Source organism: Bacillus sp. BS3(2021) (assembly GCF_021043345.1).
In the GTDB taxonomy this organism is placed as follows: Bacteria; Bacillota; Bacilli; order Bacillales; family Bacillaceae; genus Bacillus; species Bacillus paralicheniformis.
Map to the genome: position 1 here is coordinate 428684 of NZ_JAJNDM010000002.1, position 26317 is coordinate 455000.

The window sequence follows — 26317 nt, forward strand, 5'->3', positions numbered from 1 at the left end:
CTCAAATTTCGCAAACCGAATCAAAGCCAAGGAGCATCCAATATATAGTTTTTTTACCAATCCTATCTTTGCCTCTTCTTAGCTTTTTTTCATTCTTCAAGTCGGGTTCGCAATTCAGATGCTTTACATCTCATCAAAGATATTTGCTAATAATCGGGTTTGTAAATTTCCAATTTTCCGGTTCATCATTTGTCTTTTTATGAAAATATTTGGTTCGTTTTATGAAAAAATGATAAGGGTCGTTTTTTAAATTTTTTTTGAAAACTGTGCATAATCATGTCCAAGGAGGGAATGAAAAGGGGGGCCATGAAAAGGTTTTGAGTATTTTGCGGTTATTTTTACAATCAAAGATGCGGGGAAGTGCTGTTGTGCTTCCAAAACGTCTAATCGCGAAAAAAAGCCGATGCTCGTCAGCATCGGCTATTCGACTAGTATCTCTATGGCAAAATCAACAAAGCTGCAAAGTCGTTCGGTAACTTCACTTTGCTTCTGCTTTAAATTGGCTCAAATTTTAATGGGGATACAATAGAAATCAAAACAAACCCCTCATAAGCTATGAGAATGAAAAAACACCTTTCACAATGCCTAGGGAACTTTTAATCCCATAAGCCATTACATCCGGATTGGATGTTCAACAATAAAGCTTATCCAGCCTTCTTTATACTCCGCATGGATATGACCTTGATCAAGTTCAACAATTCTTTTTGAGATAGCAAGCCCAAGTCCGGTTCCTTGATTATCTGTTCTGGCCTTATCTCCCATGAAAAACCGTTCAAACAATTTGTTTATATTGTTAACAGGGAATTGATCAACTTTGTCTGATACTTTTCCAGGGGATTAAGGAGATTAGGGCAAGTAAAACATCTTTATTTTTCAACCTTGTTCCCGGTGTAACGATGATTATTTCATTTGCTGATGGAACACAGATAAAGGTATTTCAAGTTATTGGTCTTTGTTAGTTATATTAGGTGTTTTAAATGCTTCGGGGATAATACGTATAATTTTAAAGAACAGTCAGCTGTATAAAGAAACAGGGATTATTTTTGAAAAAATGTGTTAAGTTAAATATAAACTAATTATAGGAAGAAGGTGATCCCATGCCAAACAAAAGTAAACCCAATAGATTAATCGCTGAGAAGTCACCATACTTACTCCAACACGCCCACAACCCCGTTGACTGGTACCCCTGGGGCGAAGAAGCCTTCGAAAAAGCGAAACGCGAAAACAAGCCGGTACTTGTCAGCATCGGTTATTCGACTTGTCATTGATGCATGGCATAACATATCCTACCTGTTTTCCAAAGGTTACGCTATTAGGTTTACCAGGACAATCCCTTTGTCGAATTACAAGAAGAATTTAATCGCAGCATAATGGAACGGGTGTAAGATTTCGATTAAAGACAAAGTGATGCATGAACTCCTTACAAAAGCTTTACGAGAATCACTGGTGACACAAAAAATGATCGCAGCCATTAAACAAAAAAGTGGTGGCAATTTTGGAAAATCTAATTAATTTGCTCACCACTCTCTCTTATTCTTTTATATTTTTTATTTAATTATTAAAATATATTTTTAATACCGCCACCATCGACTCGCATCGCTGAACCGTTAATAGCAGACGAAAGCTTACTGCTTAGAAAAGCAATAAATTCGGCGATTTCTGCTGTTTGTATGGGACGCTGTAACAGTGAAGTATGTCCATTATCTTTCATGAACCTTTTCCCCGCCTCGTCCGAGCCAATCTTGTTTCCATAGGCTGAAAGCATCATGCTTTCAACGAGTTCGGTCAACATTAAGCCCGGAAGCACCGTATTAACCGTTACATTCGTTCCTCGTGTCAACTCGGCAAGATTTCGAGAGACACTCAACTGCATAGTTTTGGTCACGCTGTATTGAGGCATTTCAAGCGATGGCAGAAGCGCAGCCCCGCTGCCTACAAAAATAATGCGTCCATCATCTCGTTCCAGCATTGATTGAATGTAATGGCGGGATAAACGAATCCCACTCATGACGTTCACTTCAATAAATCTAAACCATTCCTCATCCGAAATATCCAGAAGGGGCCTCGCTTCAAAAATCCCCATGTTATTAATTAGTATATCCACTTCAGGAAGGTTGGCCAGAAGCTCCTCACATCCCGATACATTGCCCAAATCCGCGGCCGCCGACTTGACATCAGCAGATGGATGCTGTTGCTGAATTTCTTCAATAGCTGAACGTACTCTTCCCTCATCTCGACCATTAATATACACCGTCGCACCCTCTCGAACCAGTACCTTTGCAACAGCTTTACCAAGTCCCTGCGTCGAACCTGTGACCAGTGCCTTTTTTCCTTTCAAGTCTAAATTCACGATGATACTCCCCCTTTATAAAATGGCATTTACGGATTTGTTACTCATAGTTAAATTTCGTCTACACTTAACATTTCGGAGTCTTTAATGGTTGGCCCATCTGCCAACACATCACCCGTAAATGGATTCAGCGGAAGGCCTTCACGAACTTTGATAGGCCAATCATGATTAGCCAGTGCCATTCTTGCGATCGAAATCAAATCGCCGCCTTCGTTGAGAACCAGCTCTGCGTCTTCCGGTTCCATAATGCTTCCATTAACGATAACAGGAATCTTTCCGTATTTTTTAGCCAACGCAGCGAGCGTTGGGCCGCTCTCTCCAAAAGCAGGCGCATTGGCCATATAGTCCGTCACATGAATATAATCGGCGCCCGAATGAGCTATGCTCTCAAAGATAATCTTCGCATCGGCCTCTCCATTCGGCCATTTGTAACCGAAGTTGTTCATTTTATATTGCGAAATCTCAACACCAACGATAAAGTTATCCCCTGTGCTCGCACGGATGGCTTGTACCGTTTCAATGATAAACCGTAGACGATTCTCCAATGACCCGCCATATTCGTCCTCGCGATTATTGGTGTATTCTGTTAGGAACTGATCATGAAGGAAACCCTTCCCGACATGCAGTTCAATGCCGTCGGCGCCTGCTTTTTTAGCGTTGGCGGCGGCTCTCGCAAAATTTTGTACAAGCTCCTTAATTTCCTCCACCTTAAGGGCCGTTGAAACTGGAAATTCTCCTCCCGGACCGTAAGCCGGAACCCTTTCTCCCTCCGGTTTATAAGACGAAGGAGCAACCGTTACGTCTTCGTCTTTATACCACTGCGATAACGCGCCCGCATGTGCCAACTGAATAATCATTTTGGCACCTTTGGCATGAACCGCGTCAATCACCCGTTTCCAGCCTTGAATATGAGATTCATTCGTGATGCCAGGCATATCTAAGGACCCTTTACTCAACTTGTCATCCATATAGGTCGATTCCGTAATGAGCATTGCGAAGTCCCCTGCCGCGAAGCTCGCGTAATAACGTGCCATTCTCTCGGTAGGTCGACCATCCGGATCGGCGGAAGCTCGTGTCATCGGGGCTAAAACGACCCGGTTTTTCAAAGTCAAATGCCCAAGTTGGTAACTGGATAGTAAAGTCTGTTTTTTCGATGTCATTATAAATTCTCCTTTTTTATCTTACTTGACTACATAGTCAAAAATGATGCAAAAAAATTATGCATAAATTAATGCATAATTAATCCAAATGCCGTTCTTAAGACGACTTCTGTTTGTTGATGATCAACGCCTGACTTTTGCAACACTCTAACACCCTGCAGAGCGTTAGACAGGTGAAGAGCGAGTTCCCTCGAAGTGAACTTGGTGGTAAATTGTCCAGCAGCTTGTCCTTCCTCAATCACCTCCTCCAATGCAAGCTGAACATCGTTATGCATTCCTTCGACCTGTTTTGTTACTTCAAGATCGCTTACTCCAAATTCCAAAGCAGTATTCACCATAAGACAGCCTCTTCGGGCATCTTCGCTATTCGTACATAATGAAGCACGTAAAATAGCCTCAATCTTACCTGCAGGCGAATCAGCTCGAGCCATAATTTCTTTAAGGTTCTGAAGATTATAGTCACGATACAGAGCCAAAGCTTTTAGAAATAGAGTACGCTTATTCTTAAATACCCCATATAGACTTTGCTTTTTAACTTTCGTCTTATTCGTGAGGTCTTCGAAAGAAGTGGATCTAAATCCTTTGGTCCAAAACACTTCCATTGTCTGAAATAATACCTGATCAACATCAAATTCTCTTGGTCTTGTCATACGGGGATTATATATTGTTTTTGACTCTGTAGTCAAGTATGTCACCTAGTGTGAAAGAAGAACTTTGCGATTGGTCTATTATGTGAGATCGCAGAAGTATCAGAAAGTGGCTATTAGTGGTTAAAATCTTATATCAACTGATTAAACTTTTGATGGTGTAAGTTAATGGGTACTTTAAAAAGTCCTCCAAGTTTTTTCATAGACCGATTCTTTAAACCTAGATAAATAAATTAAAGAGACGAATTAATTTCACTACATGTGTTACATTAATAAATAAGAAAATTAGAAAGAAGGTGATCCCATGCCCACTAACAATAAACCCAATAGATTAATCGCTGAAAAGTCACCATACTTACTCCAACACGCCCACAACCCCGTCGACTGGTACCCCTGGGGCGAAGAAGCCTTCGAAAAAGCGAAACACGAAAACAAGCCGGTACTTGTCAGCATCGGTTATTCGACTTGTCATTGGTGCCATGTCATGGCTCATGAAAGCTTCGAAGATGAAGAAGTTGCGAAGCTCCTGAATGAAAAATTCGTCTCTATTAAAGTGGACCGCGAAGAGCGGCCTGATGTGGATTCAATTTATATGACGATCTGCCAGATGATGACGGGGCAGGGCGGCTGGCCGTTGAATGTGTTTTTAACGCCTGATCAGAAGCCGTTTTATGCGGGTACATATTTTCCGAAGACGAGCCGGTTTAACCGGCCGGGATTTGTTGAGGTGGTGAAGCAGCTTTCCGATACTTTTGCGAACAACCGGGAACATGTTGAGGATATTGCTGAAAAAGCCGCCAACAACCTGAGAATCAAAGCGAAAAGCGATGCCGGCGATTCGCTCGGCGAAGACATGTTGAGACGGACGTATCAACAGCTGATCAACAGCTTCGATGCGGCGTACGGCGGTTTCGGAAGCGCACCGAAATTTCCGATCCCCCATATGCTGGCATTTCTGCTTCGCTATCATCAATACAGCGGCGAGGAGAACGCGCTGTACAGTGTGACGAAAACGTTGGACAGCATGGCGAACGGCGGCATTTACGATCATGTCGGCTACGGGTTCGCCCGCTATTCGACAGACGACGAATGGCTCGTTCCCCACTTTGAAAAAATGCTTTACGATAATGCTTTATTGCTGATCGCATATACTGAAGCCTATCAAATCACGAAAAACGAACGGTATAAACAGATTTCCGAGCAGATCATCACATTTGTCCGCCGCGAAATGACCGATGACAGAGGCGCTTTTTATTCAGCGCTTGATGCCGACACGGAAGGCGTGGAAGGCAAATATTATGTGTGGTCAAAAGACGAAGTCCTCGAAACGCTCGGGGATGAACTAGGCGAATTGTATTGCGCTGTTTACAACATCACGCAAGAAGGGAATTTTGAAGGACACAATATCCCAAACTTGATCTACACCAGGCTGGAAAACATCAAGGATGAATTCGCGCTGACAGATGAAGAGCTTCAGAACAAGCTTGAAGAAGCGAGAATAAAACTTTTTGAAAAACGGCAGGAAAGAACGTATCCCCATGTCGACGACAAAGTGCTGACATCTTGGAACGCTCTGATGATCGCGGCTCTTGCCAAAGCGGCGAAAGTCTACACTGCGCCCGAATACTTGGAGATGGCGCGAGCTGCAGTCGCGTTCATCGAGAATAAATTGATTCAAGACGGACGCGTTATGGTCCGCTACCGTGACGGCGAGGTGAAACATAAAGGGTTTATCGATGACTACGCCTTCCTGCTGTGGGCCTACATCGAATTGTATGAAGCATCACTTGATTTAACCGATTTGCGAAAAGCCAAAAAGCTCGCAGAGGACATGACGGGGCTGTTCTGGGATGAAGAGCACGGGGGTTTTTATTTTACGGGAAACGATGCCGAGGCTTTGATCGTGCGGGATAAAGAAGTATACGACGGCGCCCTCCCGTCCGGAAACGGCGTCCTGGCCGTGCAGCTGTCCCGGCTTGGTCGGTTGACCGGCGATTTAACGCTCCATGATCAAGCGGCAAAAATGTTTTCTGCATTCAATGGAGATGTCTCCGCTTATCCGAGCGGCCATACAAACTTTCTCCAAGGCCTGTTGAGCCATGTCATGCCGCAAAAAGAAATCGTTGTGCTCGGAAAGCGCCATGACCCGGACAGACAGAAGATCGTAAGCACTTTGCAGCAGGCTTTCCAGCCGAATTACGCCGTCCTCGCCGCAGAATCGCCTGACGATTTCAAAGGGATTGCCGACTTTGCGGCCGAATACAAAGCAGTCTATAACAAAACGACTGTCTATATTTGTGAAAACTTCGCCTGCAGACAGCCGACCACGAATATAGACGAAGCGCTCGATCAGTTGGTTTAAACGGATGCCATCATGGGAATAACATCTGCAAACACCTAATCAGAAAGGGGTTATGACCATGAAGCAAAAGAATCTGATCTCAGGTCTCGCCGTTGCCGCCGGAGTCACCGCATATATGCTCAAAGACGAAACAAGAAGACAAAAACTGAAATCGTACTTGCAAAGCGTCAAAGAAAAGATCCCTTACTTTTCGGAAAAACACAACGTAGATTCATTCCCGGTTGAAAAAGCAGGCCATCCGTCTCCGCATGATATCGAAGATAACAAAATGGTATCGGAAGGATCCATGTACCCTGTTCAATACTACGATGAAAAGAAAAAATAGCGATGCATGAGCTGTCATATTTATGGCAGCTTTTCTGCTGCCGTGTAAAAACTGCAAGCGGATGATAGATATCAAAAAATCCAAAAATAAAAGCCGCCCGTCGGCAGCCTCTTCAAACCTTATATTTTATTTTCATAGCAATAATGATTGACAAGCTCTTCAATTAAATCATGTTCTGGAAACTCTCCGTGAAACTCAAAGGGAATCTCCTCGACAAACCGGCCGCGCCGGTATACATGGATGGCGCCGTTTTGTCTGGTCACGCTGTATTCCGGTTCAAACGTGTATCCGTTCCGCTCTATTGCACCCATTGTTCATGCCCGCCTTTCAAAACAACAGTTCATACACTTCGTTTAATTCTCTTGTTCGTTTATGGTCCTGTTCATTCAGCGCATATTTCATCTCATGTTCAAGCACTTGATTCAGAAATTCCATTTCCCGCTCCTCCAAGTGCTCGACAAACTCTTCCTCATTGGCATATCGCCCGGAAACGATTTTTCTGTAAATGTTTTGTCCTATGCCGTGTTCAAGGTGATTCGACAGTGACTCACGGAGGTAGCCCAATGTTGTGTCCATGATTCAATCTCCTTTTTTACCTTATAGGTTGGGTGAATTCTTGATGATTCATGCATGAGCGGCCTAAATTTTCAATAAGAAAAAGGCGATACACCATGATGCTGTGCAGATAAAAACTTTCTCCTTCCCAGATGGTAGGCACCTAGAGCGAAGAAGACTGAACACGCAGCAATGAGAAAGACGGCTTTTCCCCCGTACAAGGCAAGCATCATTCCCCCCAGCCAAGGCCCTAAAAATTCACCGATGTTGTATAAGTTTTGCATGCCGTAATACGCGCCCTTCATATGATCCGGAGCAAGCTCGTCCAAAAGGACATTCATTGAAGGAAAACATAAAATTTCGCCGATTGTCAGAACAAACATCGAAAGCATAAAAACAATCCAGCCATTTGCGACAGAAAAACCGACATTCCCCAACATGCAAAAAACGGTTCCAATTGATATTGTTGTTAAGGATTTATACTTCTCAAATAAACGGGTGAGCGGCACTTGTAAAAGGATGACCGTCACTGCGTTTAACGTAATTAAAGTCGAAAATATTTTAACTCCGTTTGCAAAGTCGTTATTTAAATACTGCAGCAAAGTACTTTCCATTTGCGAATAGCTGAACAAAAAAAGGATGCCGCCGGCTATGTAAAATCGAAGAGCCTTGTCTTGCTTTAACGTTTTTAAAACGGAACCTGCCTGAATTTTTTCAGAAGCGGTTTTTGTCTCTTTCACCGTGATCAGCCGAATCATCATCAAGCTTAAAAGTGCAGCATAGCCAAAATAGACAAGCCCTGTGATGATAAACGGCATTCCGGTTTTGGCAAGACCGAAATAAGTGCCCAATAAAGGTCCGACAGCGGCTCCAATATTAATGGCCAAATACCGCAAAGAGAAAATGCGGAATCTCATCTCCCGTTCCGATAACTCAGCCATCAAAGCCTTTGACACAGGTTCAAAACACGAATGGCAAAGCCCGCTTAAAATATTTAGCAATAAAAACCACATGAAATCATGGACAAGTCCAAAAAGAATGAATACAAAGCTCCAAATGAAAATGGATGAAAGCATCACTTTTTTTCTGCCGATTTTATCTGAAAGCGCTCCTCCGACTACCCCTCCTACAGTGCTTGAAAAATAGCCTAAACCGATCACAAGCCCGATGGTTCCAAAATCGGCTCCCGTTTTCATATGAAGATAGAGTGCCAAAAACGGGGTTGTCATCGACTTAGCCGCCTTTGTGACAAGCGTGCCTATCAGCAAAAATCGGATCAACGGGTGAAGGCGGCTGAATGCTTTAAATTGCGCAAACATCCGAAGTCTTTTCCCATTCGGTATGATCATGAAACCACGTTGCAAGCCGGCTGATGCGGCCGCTTAATTCGGCTTCTGTGTGCCCGGTAATCAAACAGCCTGCTATTGCGTCTACACTGGAAGACGAGCCGTGGAACCTGTCTCCGGCTTGAGCGAAAATATTTTGTTTCGCTAGCCAGTCTGTAGCTGGTGCCGGCATGATTTCTTTCAGCACGCCGTCTTTTGGTGGAATCAACAGCCAGCCGCTTAGGCGGTGCGGATTGTTGTTCACCGCCGGAATATGAAAGTCCAGGCCGCATTGCGCTTTAACACACGCTTCATTGATATCAAAGCCGAAAGTCTGCGCAGTAGCTTCACGGACCATAGCGCCGCCGGTTCTGCTGGCCACTTCACAAAACACCAGTTCATCATCCGGTGTATGAAACACTTCAGCATGGAATGTTGTAATATCCGGAACAGGAAGGGCAGCAAGCGCTTTTTGAACAAAATCAGTCAACCGCCGGGTGAGCGGATTTTCCCGTTCAAGCTGGAGGCTGCCTAAAAACTGTTGTTCCTGAAAAGCCAGACATCCGTTGATATAACGCGACGGCCAGCTGAGGACAGTCTCTCCATCAAGGATCAGACCGTCTATATGATACATATCCCCTTCGATAAACGACTCAACCTCCAGATGATCAGGAAAACCTTTCGAAAGAAAATTCCACACGTCCTGCCGATCCCTTAAAACGGTTGTATCAACAGACCCCGATCCGCAAATAGGCTTAACGACCACAGGAAAACCGAAAGTTTGAACAAACGTATATAAGTCGGCCGCCGAGTCGATTTTCTTAAAGTCCGGAACCTTTACACCGGCTTTTCTGACCTGCTCTTTCATTAATATTTTGTTGCGGAACAACAGAGCGCTTTCGTAAGACTGCCCTTTTATACCCAAAAGCGACCTCAGCTTCCCCGCCCTCAACATATCAAATTCTGATGATGCAATAATCGTTTTAAAGTGATACGTTTCATTCAGCTCCAAAGCACGCATTTCGATGCATCCATTAACCGGATAATCGTCAAACGCTTCGATCACATCATAATTTCTGCATTCATCCGCACGATCGGTTGAAGTCAGCATGGCCACCGGTTCGTTCAATTCCTCCAGCCATACATCATACGGAGACTTGCAATAAGCTGTTTTATTTAGGATAAGCGTACTCATAGCCGTTTCTCCTTTCTTGTAAAACATGTTGTTCAACTTTATAATAGTAAAAGTATTTAGATAACTCTAATATATCTTTATTTGATATTGATAACTTTTATTTATAAATAGAGGTGTGAAATATGAATCTTCATGCACTGCGATTGTTCTATTCGGTCGCGGAAACAGGCAGCGTCACCCAAGCTGCCAAACAGCTAAACATCAGCCAGCCTGCCGTCACCTCGCAAATTAAGAAATTAGAACGCGAGATCGACTGTACCTTATTCGTTCCTAAAGGCAGGGGGATTCTGCTGACACAGTCCGGCGCAGGGCTTGCAAAACAGGCAAAGCGGCTGTTTTCACTTGAAAAAGAAATTGAATTGTACGTGGAACAGTTAAGGGAAGGGTCAATTGGAAAACTGCGTATTGCCGCCACCTTCCTCCCCGCCAATTATTTGCTGCCAAGATGGCTCAGCCGCTATAAACAGCAATTTCCCAAGACAGAAGTTGAAATCACGACAACGAACTTTCAAAAAGCTTGTGAACAGCTGATCAACTATGAAGCGGACATTGGCCTGATCGGCGGGACAACGGAATTCGATCCTTTCATAAAAGGGACGCTGCTTTTAGAAGATGACATGCTGTTTGTCGTCAATAAAAATCATAGGCTTGCATCACAGTACACGACATTGGAAGAAGTGGTGAAAGAACCGTTTATCTTTCGTGAAGAAGGAAGTCTTTCCCGGGAGAAATTAATTTCTTTATGCACATTGCATCATGTCGACAAACCCAGAATAGGTATACAAATAAACGGATTGAATGAAACGATCAGAACGGTTATGGAAGGTTATGGAGTCGCTTTCACATCCTCTCTTGAAGTAAACGAATATATTGACCGGGGAGATATAGCGCGGGTTCATGTCAAACAAGTCGATTTAAAAAATCCTATTTCATTATGCATTAGAAGAGATGATCACCTTGCTCCTTCCGCCAGCAACTTTATTCAAATGATTCAAACGGCTTCGTATAGGCCTTAGCCGGCAGTTGTGACTGAGCAGGGGTTAGGCGTTTTCAAGGTCAACAGATCATAAATACTTCAAAAAAGCTCTCGCAAAAAGCGAGAGCTTTCTTTATGACTTGAGCCAGTCAAGCATCGCGTTCTTTACTCGTATCGGCAGCAATCAGGCCGAAGGTACTTTTCCATGATTTAAAATGTGCTGGAGTTCATTAAGCCTTTGAATTTGATAAGTCGGCTCAATGTCCGTATGATTCGCTGACATGTCTGGATTCATCCAGCATGTATCCAATCCGGCCAGCCGCCCCCCTTTTATGTCCGCTGTCAATGAATCCCCGATGATCAGCCCTTGATCGGCAGAAAAATGAGGAATTCGTTCAAAAACGTAATCAAAGTATTCTTTCATCGGTTTTTGAAAACCGGTGTCCTCTGAAACAAAAATCCCTTTAAACATCGGGTATAATCCCGAAGCTTGCAGACGCTTATACTGCGTTTTTGAAATACCGTTCGTCACGATATATAAATCATATTGATCCTGCAGGCTTTCAATTAATTCAAAAGCGCCGTCTATCAGTTGATGCCCTTCTTCAAGGAAGCTGCGATACTTCTCCTCAAGCAAAACGCCGTCAGCCTCTAGACCATATTCTTTGAATAAAAGGGAAAAACGCGTATTGACCACTTGGCCGCGGTCTATCTCCCCTTTTTCAAACGCCCTCCATAAACCTTGATTGATACGTCTATAATTCGCTTCTATTTCAGCTGTTAAAGGAATTTGCTGTTCCTGAAAAAGCTTCCGCAGTGCTGACTTTTCCGCTGCACCGAAGTCTAATAGTGTGTCATCCACATCAAAAAATAAAGTACGATAATTTTTCACAGATGTTCCTCCATTTAGCTTTTTAACAGTCGATCTTGCTGTCCTCTATGGCCTCAAGCTCGTTTTTCAGCAAGCTCATCGTCTCTGCCTTTTCTTTTTCTGTCTGAATGTCAAACGCCAGCTGCTCTGTAAACTCCCATATGTCCTCCAGTCTTCGCCTGATCTGATAAAACCGCAATGCGTTCTGATCAATTTCAAACCCTTTATGAGTCTCGCGATAAACCCGCAAAAACTCTTGTACATACGGTTGATTGGCAAAAAACATCAGATCCGCTTCAACAGGGGCCAATTTCAAGCCCTCCCAATCGATCAAAATCAATTCCCCGCCCGTTTTCATCATATTCCATCCATGAATATCTGTATGGCACAAAGCCAATCTTCTGTCGCTGCATTTCAAATCATCCGCCAGGGACAAGGCTGCCTCCATCATCTCGCGGATTGATCCGATGTAGGGTTGAATGAGTGGCGCCAGCTCACAAGGAAGGTGATCAAGCCATTGTTTCATCTCGCCTAAAAACGAAATATCATAGTTTTCTTTTATTCTTTCTGTCTTCACCGGGATCGTCTCGTCATATCGGTGCAGCTCCGCTATGATGCTGGCGAGCTTCTTCGCGCAGCCTTTGCCGAGCGGCCGGCCACCAATGGTTTCCCCGGCGATGTATTCATAAAGCACATAAACCGCATCATCATCTTCGCACTTGTATTCTCCATTTGTTGTTAAAAGCGGCACAGGCAGTTTCCCGCTGAGAGCGGTGCGGTCACTCAGCCACCTGAGAACAGGCATATAATCATCAATCAGAGCCGTCCATTTCGCTGTCGATGCCCTATTTTTATCATACACTTTTAGAAAGAAAGCGGCTTTTCCATCGGTTACTTGATAAGCGAGTGCTGTCCATCCCCCTTGCTCGGGAGAAATGTTCACACTGTCGATTCCATAATGCTCCTTCAATATTTTTTTAAGACTGAACATGGCGTTCACCTCCGCAAAAAACACACTCCCGGCTCACCTGCCGGGAGTGCGGCCATCATCTGATTAGTCAATTACCTTTGCATCAGGCTTCAGCTGCTGAACGCGTCTCACGTACTGTTTGACTTTCTCGGCTTCTGCGAAAAGATATTGTTCAGCCAGATGTTCAGCGACTGCTGCCGCTGTCTCTTCAAACAGATCCCACATCTTAAACAAACTGTTCCATACACGCTCATAATCAGCTGGCGGATACGTCTCCAAAAGCCTTTCCCACGTATTTCGATCAACATAGCGATCAAGAAACTTTGCATTCTTGCCTATGCTCAGCGAAAAGCCCGTTTCAAAACCGACCTTCCATTCGAGCATTTTCAGCAGCATGGCCCTGACGAGGTTTAAATGATCGAGTGCATAAAGAATTTCCTGCCGCCACAACCCTTTGGCCACATATGTCGACGTCCACCAAAATTCATTGCAGCAGTCGGCGAAGCATTGCGGGGACGGTTTTTGCACCCAATATTCCCGATCCGTCGGCGGCGGGATAACGGGCAGGTCCTGATCCTTATCGAGCAGGATCACGGTTAATCCGTCTTCCCGGCAGTATTCCAGCTTTTCTTCAAGAGGCACAAGAATCAAATCAATGCGGCTACCGTCAGTAAATAACATCAAATAAGAAAAGCGGTTGCCAAGCTCATTCGGAAACAGCTCCATCGCTTCCGGCGTCTGCATGATGATCCGCTCCCCAAAAACGTCAACCCAGCCCGGCTCATCAAGAAAAGACTGCATATCTGTTACAACATAGACCATATCATAATCGCGAAAAGGGTCTTTCGGAACATTCGGATTCGTCCGCGAACCGTTCATACCGACCGCTCTAACGCGGTCGTCCTCCCGTGCGACCTTCAGCACCAAATCGATGATTTCCTGCTCTGTACGCATGTATATCAACCTCCTCTTTTTAATGGTTATAGAAAAACTTGATGAGGAGGTCCGCGATTACGTGGTTATATGAAATGCTCAGGAAACGTCGTCATCAATATACCCTCCCTCTTTTAACGAATGGCTTTCAGATCGTCTTCAAGGCGATCCAGCTGTGAAGAAAAGCCTTCGGCCATCCCTTTATCATGATTTGTTGAAGATCTTCCTCTCAAGAAACTGTGAACGCGTTACCAATTTACCTTTGGAGTTCTTCATATTTCTCCTCAACCACCATCTCCGGCATCTCGGGAACAGGATTCCCTTCCTCATCTGCCGAACATATCTTTTCATGGATGTCCTGATAAACGCCTTTACCAAAAGTTAATACGTCCATGAAATTACCCTGGGTCTGACTTGTGCACTCTATGCAATAATCCCATTCACCATTGAAAACCAAAAAAACAGCTTTCAGTTTTCCTCCCTTTGGCCGCCACCAGCAATTTAATATAACGAAAAAGTTCTTTTCCCAACAAAAAATTCCTATAAGCAGAGATCTTCACCTTAGAGGTTATGCTTAACCCGTCAACATCCTATTCAACATTAACAACTGCTGGGGTTACTTTTTTAAAGAATAAAACTCCGTCATACTGTTGAACCGGCTTGAAAGAAATACGCAAGCCTCCTCCCTCAAAAGCCTTCCACTTTTTTTCCCCCCACTTTGAAGCACATGGTATAAAAAAATTGGGATGGGGTGAATTGCTGAGCAGCCACTCCATGTGCTTTTTGTTAACTTTTTTGATAGGATGATCGCCTCCTTGGTTGTCACCCATTCTTCCTTCTCCCGCGTAAAGACCAATAACAAAACTGTCCTCTTTCATAAATTCCGGAAGGTTTTCTACAAATGATCGATATGGTGAAAACCGATTGACGCTGCTTTGTTTTTTGATGTGAAGGTTGTGAGCCCAAATGATAAATTTCTCATCAGGATAAACATGCTGAGATAAAAATTCAAGATTCTTCGCCATTAATTCATCACGATATTCAAACAATTTTGAAAAACCTTTTGTAAAATTCGCCTTAAAATAATTGAGTCTGTTTTTCATCGTCTGTAACACGACATCACGAAGCATAGCAGAGGGGAAAGTCTGTTTTTCAAGCTCCCTTATCATTCCTTGGCCTATTCTTTCAATTTCTTCTACTGTTTTCCTAAAACGCCGCTTTAACATATAATCTTTATCGAGCATCTCATTTGTACGCGTATCAAATGTTACAAACGTTTTCCTGAGATCCCCTGTCAAATGCGAACGCATGTAGGAGGAAAAGTGCTTATCCATGCTCTGCTGAACATCAACGCCTGTTAAATGCAAAGGCTGCCGCTGTTGAGTTTCCTTCATATACTCAAACAAATCAAGCATAAATTCGTTTTGCCAAACTTTCCCGATGGAACCGGACATATTTTCTTTGGCACTAAGTTCTTCTGAAAGATAATTTCCTATGCTGCAATCTCCCAATTCACTTTCGAAAGCAAGAATACGAAATCCTAATTCCTGATGCAGATATTTGATCAAGCTTGCCTTCGCCTCAATATATTCTTTGACGCAATGGCTGCTTTCACCAAGAAATACAAATCTTTTATTTCGCAATATCTCTTTTAAGGAGCCGAATTTGTAACCATCAATCCCCCCAATATTAATCGACTCATCTCTTATTTCATCAAATAAATCATTCACTGTTTTAGCCTCCTCCCACAATCGCTTGGTCATTGTTTGAATTGTACAATTTGGTGTAAAACCCTTGGTTGCGAATCAATTGTAAATGGTTGCCCATCTCTTGAATCTCTCCGTCTTTTAGCACTAATATGAGATCTGCATCCTTAATCGTACTTAGCCTGTGAGCTATGACAATGCGCGTGCACTGATTGAACATCTAAATGAACCGGCCGAAAAAAGGTGTGAAAACCCTGCGCCAGCAAATGTTTTATTTACGAATCTTGACCAGCTGCCGCTCCTCAAAATAAAACATGCCTGCAATTTCATCGATGTATTTCTTTTTATCCAGCTTGACATGCTTGCCCAGCTGAAGAGCCTTTAGATCAATAAAAAAGTCTAAGCGGTCGTCTTTTTCTCTGTCTTCCTCACCGTCCCAGCAAGAGTAAACTTCAATATCTTCGCCATCGGCAATATTTGAATTGATATAGCTGAATAGCGCTCGTATACCATTTCCGGGTCTATGCAAACAGCCGGTTGCCTCATACACAAACGGCTTGCTGAATTTTGTTTTGATCATTTCGTACCCTTGATCAAGCTCATCGATGCTAATCAAACCTTCTTCTGTTTGATCCAGGAAACTCCCCAGCGGAAGCTCCTGATCGGCTGCAATAAAATGATGGAGTGTCAACTGTCTTCCCTCTTCTTTCCGGTATAAAAAAGAACCCTATTAAAGGGTTCTTCAAATCGCTCATTTTTCCTGCTCAGCAGTTATTTCCGTCAAGGTCGCACTGCAAGCCGGCTGCAGGCTTTTGTTTGCTTTCTTTTTCAATCACCTGTTCAAACACTTCCCTCGCAGCGGCCCCGGCGATCCGTTCATTGCCAATGATAAATGTCGGAACGGCCGTAATGCCTGCTTCTTCGTAAGCGTGTTGGAGCGCCTTCCGCTGCACGTCCTGATATGTTCTGGAGCTTAAAGCTTCTTTAAAAGCCTGCTCATCCAGTCCGGCTTCTTTAGCCAGCGCTGTTAATACGTCGATGTCGCCAATATTTTGATCTTCCTGGAAAAAGGCTTGATAAACCCGGTCATTGTACGCTTTCGCTTTACCGTGTTCTTTTGCAAAGTGATAGCCTTCATGAGCCAAATCTGTATAAGGATGCGGTGAGACGTTTGGCAGCTTCATGTTGACGTCCCAAGCCTCGATTCGCGGCTTAATGGCGCCGTCCCACATTGCCAATTTGGACGGGTCGTTTAACGGATCAAGCTGCTCCGATGGACGCGGCCTCAGTTCGAATGGCAGCCACTCGACTTCCACATCTTTGCCTTCGATCGCTTTTTCGAATTGGTCTTTTCCGAGGAAACAGAATGGACAGACATAATCGGAATATACTTTAATATTTATCGTCATGTTTTTTCTTCCTTTCATATATGCAATCAACTATATGTAACAATAATAGTTACAATTATCTCTCCTGTCAATCTTTTTAGCATGAAGCTAAAATCGGCAATGATCGGGAACTTTCTGCTGTGTATATCGTAATATGATGAGTTACAGCTTGCGCCATCCACTTCTTTGACATTATATCGATAAGGAGTTTATCAAATGAAAACAGAAAACAACAATAGCATGAAACCGTTTTTCACCATGATTCTCACATCCGGCGTCCCCAGGCTGGCTTTAACCGTCGGTTTGGCCGCAAGCCTCGTCACTACATTGGTCGGCCTGTCCATTCCACTGTTGACAAGGGAAATGGTTGACGGCTTTTCCGTCCATTCGATCAATCTGGCCTTAGCGGGAATCCTTGCGCTCGTTTTTATTGTTCAAGCGGTCTGCGACGGGTTTTCGACCTATTTTCTTTCCTATGCCGGGCAAAAAGTGGTCGCTTCCCTGCGCGAGCGCATGTGGTTCAAGCTGCTGCGCCTGCCTGTCCGCTACTTTGACGAAAAGACGAGCGGTGAAACCGTCAGCCGCGTTGTCAATGACACCGGCATTGTTGAAAGCTTGATTTCCGACCATTTTCCGCAGTTTGTTTCCGGCATCATCACCATTGTCGGATCGGTAATCATTTTGCTGATCATGGACTGGAAAATGACACTGCTCATGCTGATCTCCGTTCCGATCACGACCTTCATCATGATCCCGCTCGGTATGAAAATGCAGCGCATCTCCAAAACGCTGCAGGATGAAACAGCTTCCTTCACCGGACATGTCCAGCAGACATTGAGCGAAATCCGATTGATGAAAGCATCAAACGCCGAGCATACAGAAAAAATGAAAGGGTTATCAGGCATTTCGAAGCTCTTTCAATACGGCCTCAAGGAAGCCCGTATATTCGCGCTCGTCTCCCCGTTTATGCACCTTGTCATTATGATTGTGATCGTCGCCATCATCGGCTACGGCGGCATCCGCGTCTCTGAGGGGACGATGTCGGCAGGCTCGCTGATCGCCTTTTTGCTTTATCTGTTTCAAATTATCTTCCCGATCACATCGTTCACAATGTTTTTCACTCAGCTGCAAAAAGCAAAAGGGGCAACAGAGCGGATCATCGAGATTTTGCATACTGAAGAGGAAGAGGGCCAGGAAGGGCTTGAGATGGATATCTCCAATCTTCCGATACATGTCGAGAATGTATCTTTCTCTTACGGCGATGACGAGCCTGTCTTGCGGGAGGTATCTTTCGACGTCGATCCCGGGCAGATGATTGCATTTGTCGGTCCGAGCGGCGGCGGAAAAACGACGATGTTCGGCCTCTTGGAACGATTTTACGAACCGGACTCAGGGGCCATTAACATCGGGGAAACACCGATCAACAAACTGTCGATGAAATCGTGGCGCAGCCAGATCGGCTACGTATCTCAAGACAGCCCGATGATATCCGGCACCATCCGTGAGAACTTATGCTATGGCTTGGACTACGCCGACAGCATTGACGATCCAGAACTGTGGAAAGTCGCGGAAATGGCTTATGCCGACACATTTATTAAACAATTTCCAGAGCAGCTTGATACGGAAGTCGGCGAACGCGGCGTCAAGCTGTCCGGCGGACAAAGACAGCGGATCGCCATCGCTCGCGCCTTTCTGCGTGACCCAAAAATTTTAATGATGGACGAAGCGACAGCCAGCCTCGACAGCCAATCAGAAGCCATCGTCCAGCAGGCGCTCGCCCGCCTCATGGAAGGCCGCACCACCTTCGTCATCGCCCACCGGCTATCGACAATCGTGAACGCGGACCAAATTATATTTATCGAAAAAGGCGAGATCACAGGGCGGGGGCGGCACCACGAGCTGATTGCTTCGCATGCGCTGTATCGTGAGTTTGCGGAGCGGCAGTTGACATAGTCTCAAAAATATAAAAGGGTGTCCCGAACGAGGATTCGGGACACTTTAAAATTAAAATTTCACACAAAAGCTGTCAAGTATTCTCTTTTAGTCATTAAAATGAACTTATCTTTTGTATTATCCCTTTCTCGATAGAATCGGTAATTCTACCAGTACCTCCCCAGAGTTGTTGGCATTATTTCTAAGCTTCATTCTTCCATTATGCTGCTTGATTACCTTTTCGGTAAACGTTAATCCTAATCCATAATGGCTGTTATTAGTCCGTCCAAAGTTTTCAGTGTAAAAAAGCTCAGTACCTTTTTTTAGAGCTTCTTCCGAAAAACCGGGTCCTTGATCGATGATAACAAATTGAATACGGTCTTTATCCTGCTTGACGATCATTTGCACTTTTTCATGCGGCGGCGTTCTTTCTATTCCGTTTAATACAATATTATTTATTGCTCGAATAAGCAGGATTACGTCTATATAAAGGCTAGTAGCCTCTTTATGTGTCCAATCTTCGACAATGATATTATTACCCAAGCTTTTAACTTCGGCTTCCAGCTTGCACAAGAAATCGGTTACAGATACTTCTTCCATATTCGTATTGTCTTGTTTGTTGTCCAGGTTGATATCGATAACTTCCTGAATGTATCCTTCAATCTGCTGTATAGAATTCATAATGTCGCTAAAATTTTCCTTAGCATCCTCATCTCCCATTGTCTCCAAAAGTTCTATATTCCCTTTTATCACAGTCAGTGGAATTTTTATATCGTGGATTAAATAACTGATCTGTTCTGACTTTGAATTGGTAATCTCAATTTCCTTCTGAATGGATTTAACAAGTGCTTCCGATAAACTCTCCATTGCGCCCATTACATCTTTGTACTCATTAAATCGAACTCGCGGAAATTCGATATTTAAGTCTCTTTCTTTTATTTTACGGGCTACTTGAATAAGCTTTTGGTTTTCTTGGACAATAATTCGAGAAAAACTTCTTATATTCCAAACTAAATAAACACAATAAATTAAAATTGAAAAAACTGATATCCATACGCCAGGGTTCGGAAATACCTTTCTTAATTCAATATTTGCAAACTGGATTTTCAAGCTATAATGAATCAAAATGCTTTCATATCGACTGTCATATCTTATAAAAGAGCTCATTCTATCCTTACTAGGATGCAGATAAGCTTCTATTGATCTTTGTTTATTTCTGGAACTCATATTACTCTTTACAATTTTGTTTGTTTGCTTATTAAAAATAGTATAATCCAGTTCTGGAGGAATGATGCTGTGATCAATATAATTGGCATTTTCAACTTTACTCTGTATTTTTTCCGCTTTTTTTATCGGTTCATTTGCCGGAAGGAAAAAATGATGATTAATTCCCCAAGTCACGAATCCAATATTCAGGGTCAAAATAAACAAACCTGCAAAACCTAATTTTGTAATCCATTTAATAAAATAAACCGATAACGTATTCTTTATTCCCATATATACCCTACACCCCAGACCGTACTGATAGGGGCTAAATTGAACTGGGCAATTTTTTTCCTTATCACTCTGATATGTTCAACAACCGTTGAAATTTGAGAATCGCTTTCTATTGAATAGACAGACTCATAAATATCTTCTTTGGAAAAGATTTTCCCCTTGTGTAATGCGAGCAGTTCACAAATTTTGTATTGAGTTTTAGTAAAGTTTACTTCCTCCCCTTTCACCATTACTTTTTTTGCTTCCAAATCAATAAGGATGTCACCATCGATAAATACACTTTTTGTATCCTTTTTCGGCCTTGCTTCCCGCCTTAAATGGGCCTCAATACGTGCATTCACTTCATGAATGCTGAATGGCTTTACAATATAATCATCTCCGCCAATGGATAAACCTTTAATTATTGAAGATTCATCACTTTTGGCAGTCATAAAGATGATCGGTATATCAATTAAAGATCTAATCTTCTCACATATTTTAAATCCATCTTCATCTGGCATCATGACATCTAATAAAATGAGATTATATTTATTTAACTCCTCTATCGTGATATCTTTAATACTTTGCAAAGTTGTAACCTCATGTTTTTTTATACTCAACATTTTCCTGACCAGTCTTAGAATTGCAGCGTCATCATCAACCGCCAAGATTTTGGCCAAATTGAACCACCCTTTAATCGTTTGTTTTTTTTCCGGACCACCTATTTATCCAAACGATACTTAGAAGAATTATTCCTGTTGTCATAATTAAAAAAGAATAACCTCCCATTACAAGTGTAGAATTTCCAACCGGTTTTACACCTGTCATTTTCAAATAATCCATTACATATTCACCGAATCGGTTTGCCCAAGCCCAAGGCAGGAGCCACCAGATTTTATCTCCTATTGTGGTCAAGCACAGAGCTGCGATAATCACTCCTCCAAACCCACATATACTGCACATTCCTATCCCATAATTATAACCAACGAATTGATAGAAGAAATATTGAAAGATGGAAGTTCCTGCAAAAATTATACCTGTTAAATAGTAGAGAGTAAAGTTAACTTCACCTACTCCAATCAGGTGCTTCAGAGCTAGGGTATAGATTGATATCGTTAAAAACATCGCAGCAAAATAAGAGAATATCATCATTGTTGTTTGACTTGTGAATGAAACGGTTCTGCTCTGAATTAATCCAAGTATATTTTGAAAATGGCCTGCCTCGTTTTCAGAATCGGCCACCAGACCACAAATAATCGAAATGATGACCGGTGTACCTACTCCTATTAATTCGAAAAAAATGATATAGCTTGCTTCCGGACCTACGGGTACATTCCTGAATAAGAAGTACATCACCAAAACACCAGATAAAACGAGCGGAATGCTTAAGTGTAATAATGAAAATATACTTCGCTTTCTTTTTTTACATTCGCCAAGAAAACATCTATAAAATTGCAGCATTATTTCACCTCAAGTTTATTAAAAGACCTAACAGTAATCAATGTCAGTATGAAAAAAAATGTAAGGCTTAAAACAAGAGCAGTCGGAATAACTGAATAGCTCAGAAGTTCATCATTTTGCGGCAAAGGGATTCCATTAGAGTGTAGCTTCGTTAAAGGCATTTGCACTCTTAAATGCCAGCTGTATGGAACAAACCACCAATCTCCCGTAGGAGCAAAAACTGAACCTAAATTTAAATTAAGCATGCTATTCAACAGTAAGGTGATAAAAAGATTCGTTTTTCTAGAAAGCCACAAGCAAAACGGGATCTGCCATAGTGAAGCTATAAACATTAAGGTAACCGCTAAAATACAAGAAGAAAGTGAAACCAAATATGGACTTGTATTAACCAGCAAACTTGTTAGGATTATAAAAATTATTAACAGAAGAGACCCTAGCCCCATTAATCCAGTTGTAAATAAAACTCTGCTTATTTCCTTTTTTTGAAGATCTATTGGTAAGCCAATAATCGTTTTAAAATTCGTCGATTTTTTTTCGAGATTATTTAAAAGCCCAGTGGAAAGGGCTACGAACACGGATAGCCATAATATTCCCCAATGATTAATGATCGTTTCTACACTCAGCCTTACGATATCCGGGCCGCCTAGAAAATTAAAACCTAGTGCAAGAATGGAACATATTAGGGGTATCACCAACAACATTTTTCTAATCATTGTTCTTTTTGTTTTTATCATTTCTGATTTTAAATATAAATACATTCGGTAACCTCCTATTGGGCTCTATGCTTTCGTACAACATCTGTAAATAGATTTTCTAAGTTATCATATGAATGATATTTACCTTCATAACCGAGTATTCCATTGCTGATAATGCCGATATCATCAGCTAAATGTTCAACTTCCGATAACAAGTGGCTGGATAAAAGAACGGTCATTCCCTGCTTCGGAAATGAAGCCATCAATTCTCTTAATTCTTGAATCCCAATAGGATCCAATCCATTAGTAGGCTCATCTAAAATTAATAGCTTGGGACGATTCAAAATGGCAAGGGCAATGCCAAGTCGTTGTTTCATTCCCATAGAAAAATTCATCACTTTTTTACTTCCCGTATTTGTTAACCCAACAACTTGAAGAACCTCCTGAATTCGCTCTTTTGGCAGGCCAAGAATCGTATTTATCACCTCAAGATTTTCTATAGCAGTTAAATTCCCATAAAGCGGAGCATTTTCAATTAAAGATCCGATATAAATCAAATCTTTCCTTGTCCACTGATTTCCATTGAAAATTACCTCTCCTGATGTTTGTTTGAGCAAACCGGATATTATTTTTAGCGTCGTTGACTTACCTGCCCCGTTGGGACCCAAAAGGCCGTAAACAGTGTTCTTTCTTACATTAATTGATACACCGTTTAAAATGGTCGATTTTTTGTATTTCTTGGTTAAGTGCCTCGTTTGCAAGATATACTCATTATTCATCTTCAAATAACTCCTTTTCGTCTTTATAAATGGAGTTTAGCAATAAAAAATCAAGACTCCATCAATATCGAAAAAAAACAGATGATTGATCAGTTAATCTGTTCAACCATCTGTTTAAGATGTTTTTTAAAGTTTCTGTAAATGAAGCATTTTTCTTCGAACTCTCTGGCCATATAATGTTTGGTATGCGTAAACATATAGTTTATTTTCGAAATCGCGGTCAATCTCAAACAACCTATTAAAATGCAAGTGAATGATGCTCCCCATAATGTTAATGAAATCACTCGTATGCTTATTGCTTCTGTTAATATGTTCTCTATAGACATTAATACTTTTGCTCCTATATTCTAGGATATCAATAATTTGTTTTAGGTCTTCTCTTTTTTTAGCCTTTTCCCAATTGTTATAAGAATCTAGTTCATTGATGAAATCAAACTTTTCTTGTTTGAATTCCTTTTTATGAATGTCACTGTTTTTTAAGTTTAGCTGCAAGTAATTTAATTGATTTTCAAAAGATAATCCAAAGTCAATCAAGTAGTGAAGTAAGGAAATCACTCCAACTTGTTCTTGGCTCAGACTATTTTGTTTCATGACTTTAAGAATTTCCATCACAACTAAGCTATCATGGTAGAATAAATTTTCAGCATCCTTTATCAGCACCGACCCACCATACCTGTTGATTTCAGGGAAATAAGTATTGATGGTTACTTCATAAATGATGCTCATTTTTTGTAATTCAATTATGTACTCACTCAGCTTGTCGTAAATAATCTGAAGATTGTTTGGTTCTATTGAACGAAACCTCAATCTTATATGAGGTTTTGGGTCATTGTATCTCATATAAAAAAACTTATCATAAACACTCCTATCCAGTTGTGTTGAAATGAAGTATTTCATGTATTCTATTAATTCATCTTGGCGGTCTTCAGGGCCATAGAGTTTTAAAAACAGCCATTCTTTAAAAGGAGGATAGCTAACCTGCTGATATATACTTCCATTAAAGAATTCTTTCTTACTCTTATTGTCTCTGTATTCCTCTTTTAGAACAAAAGGAATTACCGCCTCTGCTGAGAAATATTCCTCACCTAAGGTAATAGCGGGGTTTCCAGCCTCTGCTTTCTCTAAAGCAGTACTTGGAAACTTGAATAAATTCTTATACAACAAGTTGAGGTTAGTTTTTCTTGATAAATCCAATAAAATTCGATTATCAGCAAATTGAAAATAAACATTATCCGGGACTGAATAAACTCTTCTGAACTTTTGGAACTCCGCCATAAATTCTTCAATTTTTGGGATTCTTTCAAACTGCCCTCTCAGATTTTGTAAACTCCATTTCTCATTTGAGAGAATAATATTTTCATATCGAATTTCTGGTATATGAATAAATTCTTTATAATATACACCCCATGGAGTATTACTCCATTCTAAATACTGATTTAAGGAGATATCGCTCAATAATCGAATGATATTGCTTGAAGAGCTCAGATTGAGCATATTCATTCCTGATATATTCAGCAATCTTCCATTCCGTTTATTTTTCAAATAAAACTTTTCATTGTCACATCCAACAAGAATATCAGCTAATGTTAATTCATTGTTCGGATTATATGAATTAGTAAACATTGAAAGGTTATACTCTCTCGGTGTATTGATACGGGTAACATTCGCCATTCTAATGTTTGATGGAACAAAACACAGCTCAACTTGATCGATTTCACTTTCTTTTAACTCTCTGCCTACTTCGTCCAACACTTCAGAAAATTCATCGCTCAAATAACTAAATCTTCCAAATGTTTTCCCTGCAGCAGATGAACCTATATTGGGTCCCAAATAAAGAAGATTTTCTCCGTTATTGTTTTTTCTTATGATAAAATTTAATTCGAGAGAACTCGGTAACCTTTTCTCGTCTACCTTCATATTTAACTTGTTAATTTCTTCATCTGTTATGATAATAGGATGCTTATTTTCAACAGCAGCTAAATACTTATTCATAAAATATCTTTTCAAAAGGTTATGTTCTTCAGTTGTTACCGGAGTATCTTGAGCAAATCTATTTTTAGGCCTACTATAAGATGTTAAAGCACCAATTCCATTAACTTCATCTAAAACATCCGCTATTGGTACTTCAACGTAAGTTCCAAACTTCTCAATAAACTTTAAGCGATATTCTTCAAAAATATTTTTATAGCTTTTAGAGTCTTCAATTTCAGAAGCAAATTTCATTAATAATGTAATACATTTATTGATATTCTTGATATCTCTCTCATTTATATAAACTCCTTCTAAATCTAATTTTGTATCTACTTGTAAATGTTTTTCATTTGTAAAAGAATGGATGCACCTTAATTTTTCTTGGATTGTTAAATAATTTTTAGTTCCCTGGCCGATAGGAGCATCATTATACTTTCCAATCAGCACATCCACTTCACTGAGTGGTTTACCGTATTTCTCGTATAAAAAAGGTATTTTTGACAATTTATTAATTGTGTAAGTTAGAAGATTCGTATTACAAAGGGGAGGTCTTATTTCAGAAATAATAAATTCTTTTTCAATCAAGGTTTTTACATAGGCTACAAGATCGTCAACATCCCTTTTCGGATATCTTTCTTGTAATGCCCGAACCATTTTTTTGAAACTTACATGTTCTTTTATACATAGCTTCTCAATAAGCATTAAGGGCTTACTGTAATTAACATTGATTTCTACTGTCTTTCCATCCAAGTTATAAGGAATATGTAGGCGATTACCTTTACGATAAGATGCTGTGTTCATTTTAAACTTTAAGTCATAAAAATGCTCTACTTCTATCTTTTTGATAAGTTTAAATAACCATTCTGCATCAATACGACTGTTCTTTTTAATATTGATTTTTGAAGGCTTGGACACCTCAGTCTTCTTTAGATCGAGTATTCCAACTCCTGTAAATAAACCAAAAGGAGTGGTTCTAGTCGCAGCTCTATTAATGTAGTTTCCCAGGGAAGTAATCAGGTTTCTCTTCTTTTTCTTAGATAATGTAGAGAAATCTTTATTTAATAACGTTTTATAAATATTTTCGCTTGCTACCAAAAGCTGTTCGCATAAAAATGTATCGTTCTTTATCGCCCCTATACTTTTTTCGATGTCATAAAATCTTTCAATTAATGAGTTCGGATGTAACGGTACTCTAAGCATATATTTACTTATAGGTTTAAAATAACTTGTCATAATACTC

At 41.2% G+C, this 26317-nt stretch carries 24 protein-coding genes and 4 pseudogenes; 6 read left to right on the top strand and 22 right to left on the bottom strand.

Annotation, left to right across the window (positions count from 1 at the left end):
• Window positions 1-612: 612 nt before the first annotated feature.
• Window positions 613-828: pseudogene (locus LQ247_RS07325) on the bottom strand (ATP-binding protein); the annotation flags it as partial.
• A gap of 2 nt (window positions 829-830) precedes the next feature.
• Here LQ247_RS07325 and LQ247_RS07330 point away from each other — a divergent pair.
• Window positions 831-1060 (top strand): annotated as a pseudogene (locus LQ247_RS07330) (hypothetical protein); the annotation flags it as partial.
• A gap of 37 nt (window positions 1061-1097) precedes the next feature.
• Window positions 1098-1265 (top strand): annotated as a pseudogene (locus LQ247_RS07335) (DUF255 domain-containing protein); the annotation flags it as partial.
• Window positions 1266-1558: 293 nt separating this feature from the next.
• Here the strand turns inward: LQ247_RS07335 and LQ247_RS07340 are convergent.
• The 3 genes from LQ247_RS07340 to LQ247_RS07350 form a co-directional block, all read right to left on the bottom strand.
• Complete coding sequence (locus LQ247_RS07340; RefSeq protein ID WP_144497531.1) at window positions 1559-2350, bottom strand: SDR family NAD(P)-dependent oxidoreductase; 792 nt, start codon at window positions 2348-2350, stop codon at window positions 1559-1561.
• Window positions 2351-2400: 50 nt separating this feature from the next.
• A complete protein-coding gene (locus LQ247_RS07345) occupies window positions 2401-3510 on the bottom strand; it encodes an NADH:flavin oxidoreductase (RefSeq protein ID WP_231005831.1) in 1110 nt (369 codons plus the stop codon).
• Window positions 3511-3578: 68 nt separating this feature from the next.
• Window positions 3579-4196: a TetR/AcrR family transcriptional regulator gene (locus LQ247_RS07350; RefSeq protein WP_315897828.1), complete on the bottom strand. Its 618-nt coding sequence runs from the start codon at window positions 4194-4196 to the stop codon at window positions 3579-3581.
• A 265-nt stretch (window positions 4197-4461) separates the two neighbouring features.
• On the opposite strand from LQ247_RS07350, the gene LQ247_RS07355 reads away from it, so the two are divergent.
• Both LQ247_RS07355 and LQ247_RS07360 read left to right on the top strand, forming a co-directional pair.
• Window positions 4462-6519, top strand: a complete 2058-nt coding sequence (locus tag LQ247_RS07355) for a thioredoxin domain-containing protein (RefSeq protein ID WP_231005832.1) — start codon at window positions 4462-4464, stop codon at window positions 6517-6519.
• Window positions 6520-6577: 58 nt separating this feature from the next.
• Window positions 6578-6844, top strand: a complete 267-nt coding sequence (locus LQ247_RS07360) for a hypothetical protein (protein WP_020449946.1) — start codon at window positions 6578-6580, stop codon at window positions 6842-6844.
• Window positions 6845-6963: 119 nt separating this feature from the next.
• On the opposite strand, the gene LQ247_RS07365 is transcribed toward LQ247_RS07360, so the two are convergent.
• The 4 genes from LQ247_RS07365 to LQ247_RS07380 all read right to left on the bottom strand — a co-directional run bounded on the left by LQ247_RS07365 (window position 6964) and on the right by LQ247_RS07380 (window position 9919).
• Window positions 6964-7155, bottom strand: a complete 192-nt coding sequence (locus LQ247_RS07365; protein WP_003178500.1) for a YbxH family protein — start codon at window positions 7153-7155, stop codon at window positions 6964-6966.
• Between the two features lie 16 nt (window positions 7156-7171).
• Complete coding sequence (locus tag LQ247_RS07370; protein WP_003178498.1) at window positions 7172-7420, bottom strand: sigma-G-dependent sporulation-specific acid-soluble spore protein CsgA; 249 nt, start codon at window positions 7418-7420, stop codon at window positions 7172-7174.
• 71 nt (window positions 7421-7491) lie between these two features.
• Window positions 7492-8718, bottom strand: coding sequence for an MDR family MFS transporter (locus LQ247_RS07375; protein WP_144497534.1), 1227 nt, complete (start codon window positions 8716-8718; stop codon window positions 7492-7494).
• Window positions 8702-9919 carry an ATP-grasp domain-containing protein gene (locus LQ247_RS07380; RefSeq protein WP_105979379.1) on the bottom strand — a complete coding sequence of 406 codons (1218 nt, stop codon included), beginning with the start codon at window positions 9917-9919 and terminating at the stop codon, window positions 8702-8704. Before LQ247_RS07380 ends, LQ247_RS07375 begins: the two co-directional genes overlap by 17 nt.
• A gap of 122 nt (window positions 9920-10041) precedes the next feature.
• Between LQ247_RS07380 and LQ247_RS07385 the strand changes: the two genes are divergently transcribed.
• The gene (locus LQ247_RS07385) at window positions 10042-10935 is read left to right on the top strand and encodes a LysR family transcriptional regulator (RefSeq protein ID WP_231005834.1); all 894 of its coding nucleotides are present in this window, start codon (window positions 10042-10044) and stop codon (window positions 10933-10935) included.
• Window positions 10936-11079: 144 nt separating this feature from the next.
• Here LQ247_RS07385 and LQ247_RS07390 read toward each other — a convergent pair whose 3' ends face one another.
• The 8 genes and pseudogenes from LQ247_RS07390 to LQ247_RS07420 all read right to left on the bottom strand — a co-directional run bounded on the left by LQ247_RS07390 (window position 11080) and on the right by LQ247_RS07420 (window position 16784).
• Entirely contained in the window at window positions 11080-11787 is a 708-nt protein-coding gene (locus LQ247_RS07390; protein WP_020449940.1) for a YjjG family noncanonical pyrimidine nucleotidase, read from the bottom strand.
• Between the two features lie 22 nt (window positions 11788-11809).
• Entirely contained in the window at window positions 11810-12757 is a 948-nt protein-coding gene (locus tag LQ247_RS07395) for an aminoglycoside phosphotransferase family protein (protein WP_231005835.1), read from the bottom strand.
• A 63-nt stretch (window positions 12758-12820) separates the two neighbouring features.
• The gene (locus LQ247_RS07400; RefSeq protein ID WP_039073120.1) at window positions 12821-13690 is read right to left on the bottom strand and encodes an aminoglycoside 6-adenylyltransferase; all 870 of its coding nucleotides are present in this window, start codon (window positions 13688-13690) and stop codon (window positions 12821-12823) included.
• A gap of 235 nt (window positions 13691-13925) precedes the next feature.
• Window positions 13926-14063, bottom strand: coding sequence for a hypothetical protein (locus LQ247_RS07405; protein ID WP_153247060.1), 138 nt, complete (start codon window positions 14061-14063; stop codon window positions 13926-13928).
• Window positions 14064-14259: 196 nt separating this feature from the next.
• Entirely contained in the window at window positions 14260-15399 is a 1140-nt protein-coding gene (locus LQ247_RS07410; protein ID WP_231005836.1) for an erythromycin esterase family protein, read from the bottom strand.
• A 4-nt stretch (window positions 15400-15403) separates the two neighbouring features.
• Window positions 15404-15580 (bottom strand): annotated as a pseudogene (locus tag LQ247_RS22285) (hypothetical protein); the annotation flags it as partial.
• A gap of 66 nt (window positions 15581-15646) precedes the next feature.
• Window positions 15647-16066: a hypothetical protein gene (locus LQ247_RS07415; protein WP_145624763.1), complete on the bottom strand. Its 420-nt coding sequence runs from the start codon at window positions 16064-16066 to the stop codon at window positions 15647-15649.
• A 73-nt stretch (window positions 16067-16139) separates the two neighbouring features.
• On the bottom strand, window positions 16140-16784 hold the full coding sequence (locus LQ247_RS07420) for a DsbA family oxidoreductase (protein ID WP_039073117.1): 645 nt from the start codon (window positions 16782-16784) through the stop codon (window positions 16140-16142).
• A gap of 195 nt (window positions 16785-16979) precedes the next feature.
• Here LQ247_RS07420 and LQ247_RS07425 point away from each other — a divergent pair, with 195 nt between their 5' ends.
• Entirely contained in the window at window positions 16980-18716 is a 1737-nt protein-coding gene (locus tag LQ247_RS07425) for an ABC transporter ATP-binding protein (RefSeq protein WP_025810869.1), read from the top strand.
• Between the two features lie 117 nt (window positions 18717-18833).
• Here the strand turns inward: LQ247_RS07425 and LQ247_RS07430 are convergent, their stop codons facing one another.
• The 6 genes from LQ247_RS07430 to LQ247_RS07455 form a co-directional block, all read right to left on the bottom strand.
• On the bottom strand, window positions 18834-20192 hold the full coding sequence (locus LQ247_RS07430; RefSeq protein ID WP_145929768.1) for a sensor histidine kinase: 1359 nt from the start codon (window positions 20190-20192) through the stop codon (window positions 18834-18836).
• Window positions 20183-20851 (bottom strand): response regulator transcription factor, encoded by a 669-nt coding sequence (locus tag LQ247_RS07435; RefSeq protein WP_023857702.1) that lies wholly within the window; start codon window positions 20849-20851, stop codon window positions 20183-20185. Before LQ247_RS07435 ends, LQ247_RS07430 begins: the two co-directional genes overlap by 10 nt.
• 13 nt (window positions 20852-20864) lie before the next feature.
• Entirely contained in the window at window positions 20865-21632 is a 768-nt protein-coding gene (locus LQ247_RS07440; RefSeq protein WP_023857701.1) for a lantibiotic immunity ABC transporter MutG family permease subunit, read from the bottom strand.
• Window positions 21632-22390: a lantibiotic immunity ABC transporter MutE/EpiE family permease subunit gene (locus LQ247_RS07445; protein WP_026580431.1), complete on the bottom strand. Its 759-nt coding sequence runs from the start codon at window positions 22388-22390 to the stop codon at window positions 21632-21634. Before LQ247_RS07445 ends, LQ247_RS07440 begins: the two co-directional genes overlap by 1 nt.
• 11 nt (window positions 22391-22401) lie before the next feature.
• Window positions 22402-23106 carry a lantibiotic protection ABC transporter ATP-binding protein gene (locus LQ247_RS07450; protein ID WP_023857699.1) on the bottom strand — a complete coding sequence of 235 codons (705 nt, stop codon included), beginning with the start codon at window positions 23104-23106 and terminating at the stop codon, window positions 22402-22404.
• A 126-nt stretch (window positions 23107-23232) separates the two neighbouring features.
• On the bottom strand, window positions 23233-26310 hold the full coding sequence (locus tag LQ247_RS07455) for a lantibiotic dehydratase (protein ID WP_186440098.1): 3078 nt from the start codon (window positions 26308-26310) through the stop codon (window positions 23233-23235).
• Window positions 26311-26317 lie beyond the last annotated feature (7 nt).

Coding starts and splice junctions, on each gene's coding strand:
- LQ247_RS07345 (WP_231005831.1), bottom strand. CDS start 3,510: ATGACATCGAAAAAACAGACTTTACTATCCAGTTACCAACTTGGGCAT.
- LQ247_RS07380 (WP_105979379.1), bottom strand. CDS start 9,919: ATGAGTACGCTTATCCTAAATAAAACAGCTTATTGCAAGTCTCCGTAT.
- LQ247_RS07360 (WP_020449946.1), top strand. CDS start 6,578: ATGAAGCAAAAGAATCTGATCTCAGGTCTCGCCGTTGCCGCCGGAGTC.
- LQ247_RS07385 (WP_231005834.1), top strand. CDS start 10,042: ATGAATCTTCATGCACTGCGATTGTTCTATTCGGTCGCGGAAACAGGC.
- LQ247_RS07420 (WP_039073117.1), bottom strand. CDS start 16,784: ATGACGATAAATATTAAAGTATATTCCGATTATGTCTGTCCATTCTGT.
- LQ247_RS07395 (WP_231005835.1), bottom strand. CDS start 12,757: ATGTTCAGTCTTAAAAAAATATTGAAGGAGCATTATGGAATCGACAGT.
- LQ247_RS07400 (WP_039073120.1), bottom strand. CDS start 13,690: ATGCGTACAGAGCAGGAAATCATCGATTTGGTGCTGAAGGTCGCACGG.
- LQ247_RS07440 (WP_023857701.1), bottom strand. CDS start 21,632: ATGCTGCAATTTTATAGATGTTTTCTTGGCGAATGTAAAAAAAGAAAG.
- LQ247_RS07365 (WP_003178500.1), bottom strand. CDS start 7,155: ATGGGTGCAATAGAGCGGAACGGATACACGTTTGAACCGGAATACAGC.
- LQ247_RS07455 (WP_186440098.1), bottom strand. CDS start 26,310: ATGACAAGTTATTTTAAACCTATAAGTAAATATATGCTTAGAGTACCG.
- LQ247_RS07430 (WP_145929768.1), bottom strand. CDS start 20,192: ATGGGAATAAAGAATACGTTATCGGTTTATTTTATTAAATGGATTACA.
- LQ247_RS07370 (WP_003178498.1), bottom strand. CDS start 7,420: ATGGACACAACATTGGGCTACCTCCGTGAGTCACTGTCGAATCACCTT.
- LQ247_RS07450 (WP_023857699.1), bottom strand. CDS start 23,106: ATGAATAATGAGTATATCTTGCAAACGAGGCACTTAACCAAGAAATAC.
- LQ247_RS07425 (WP_025810869.1), top strand. CDS start 16,980: ATGAAAACAGAAAACAACAATAGCATGAAACCGTTTTTCACCATGATT.
- LQ247_RS07355 (WP_231005832.1), top strand. CDS start 4,462: ATGCCCACTAACAATAAACCCAATAGATTAATCGCTGAAAAGTCACCA.
- LQ247_RS07405 (WP_153247060.1), bottom strand. CDS start 14,063: ATGGACGTATTAACTTTTGGTAAAGGCGTTTATCAGGACATCCATGAA.
- LQ247_RS07375 (WP_144497534.1), bottom strand. CDS start 8,718: ATGTTTGCGCAATTTAAAGCATTCAGCCGCCTTCACCCGTTGATCCGA.
- LQ247_RS07445 (WP_026580431.1), bottom strand. CDS start 22,390: ATGTATTTATATTTAAAATCAGAAATGATAAAAACAAAAAGAACAATG.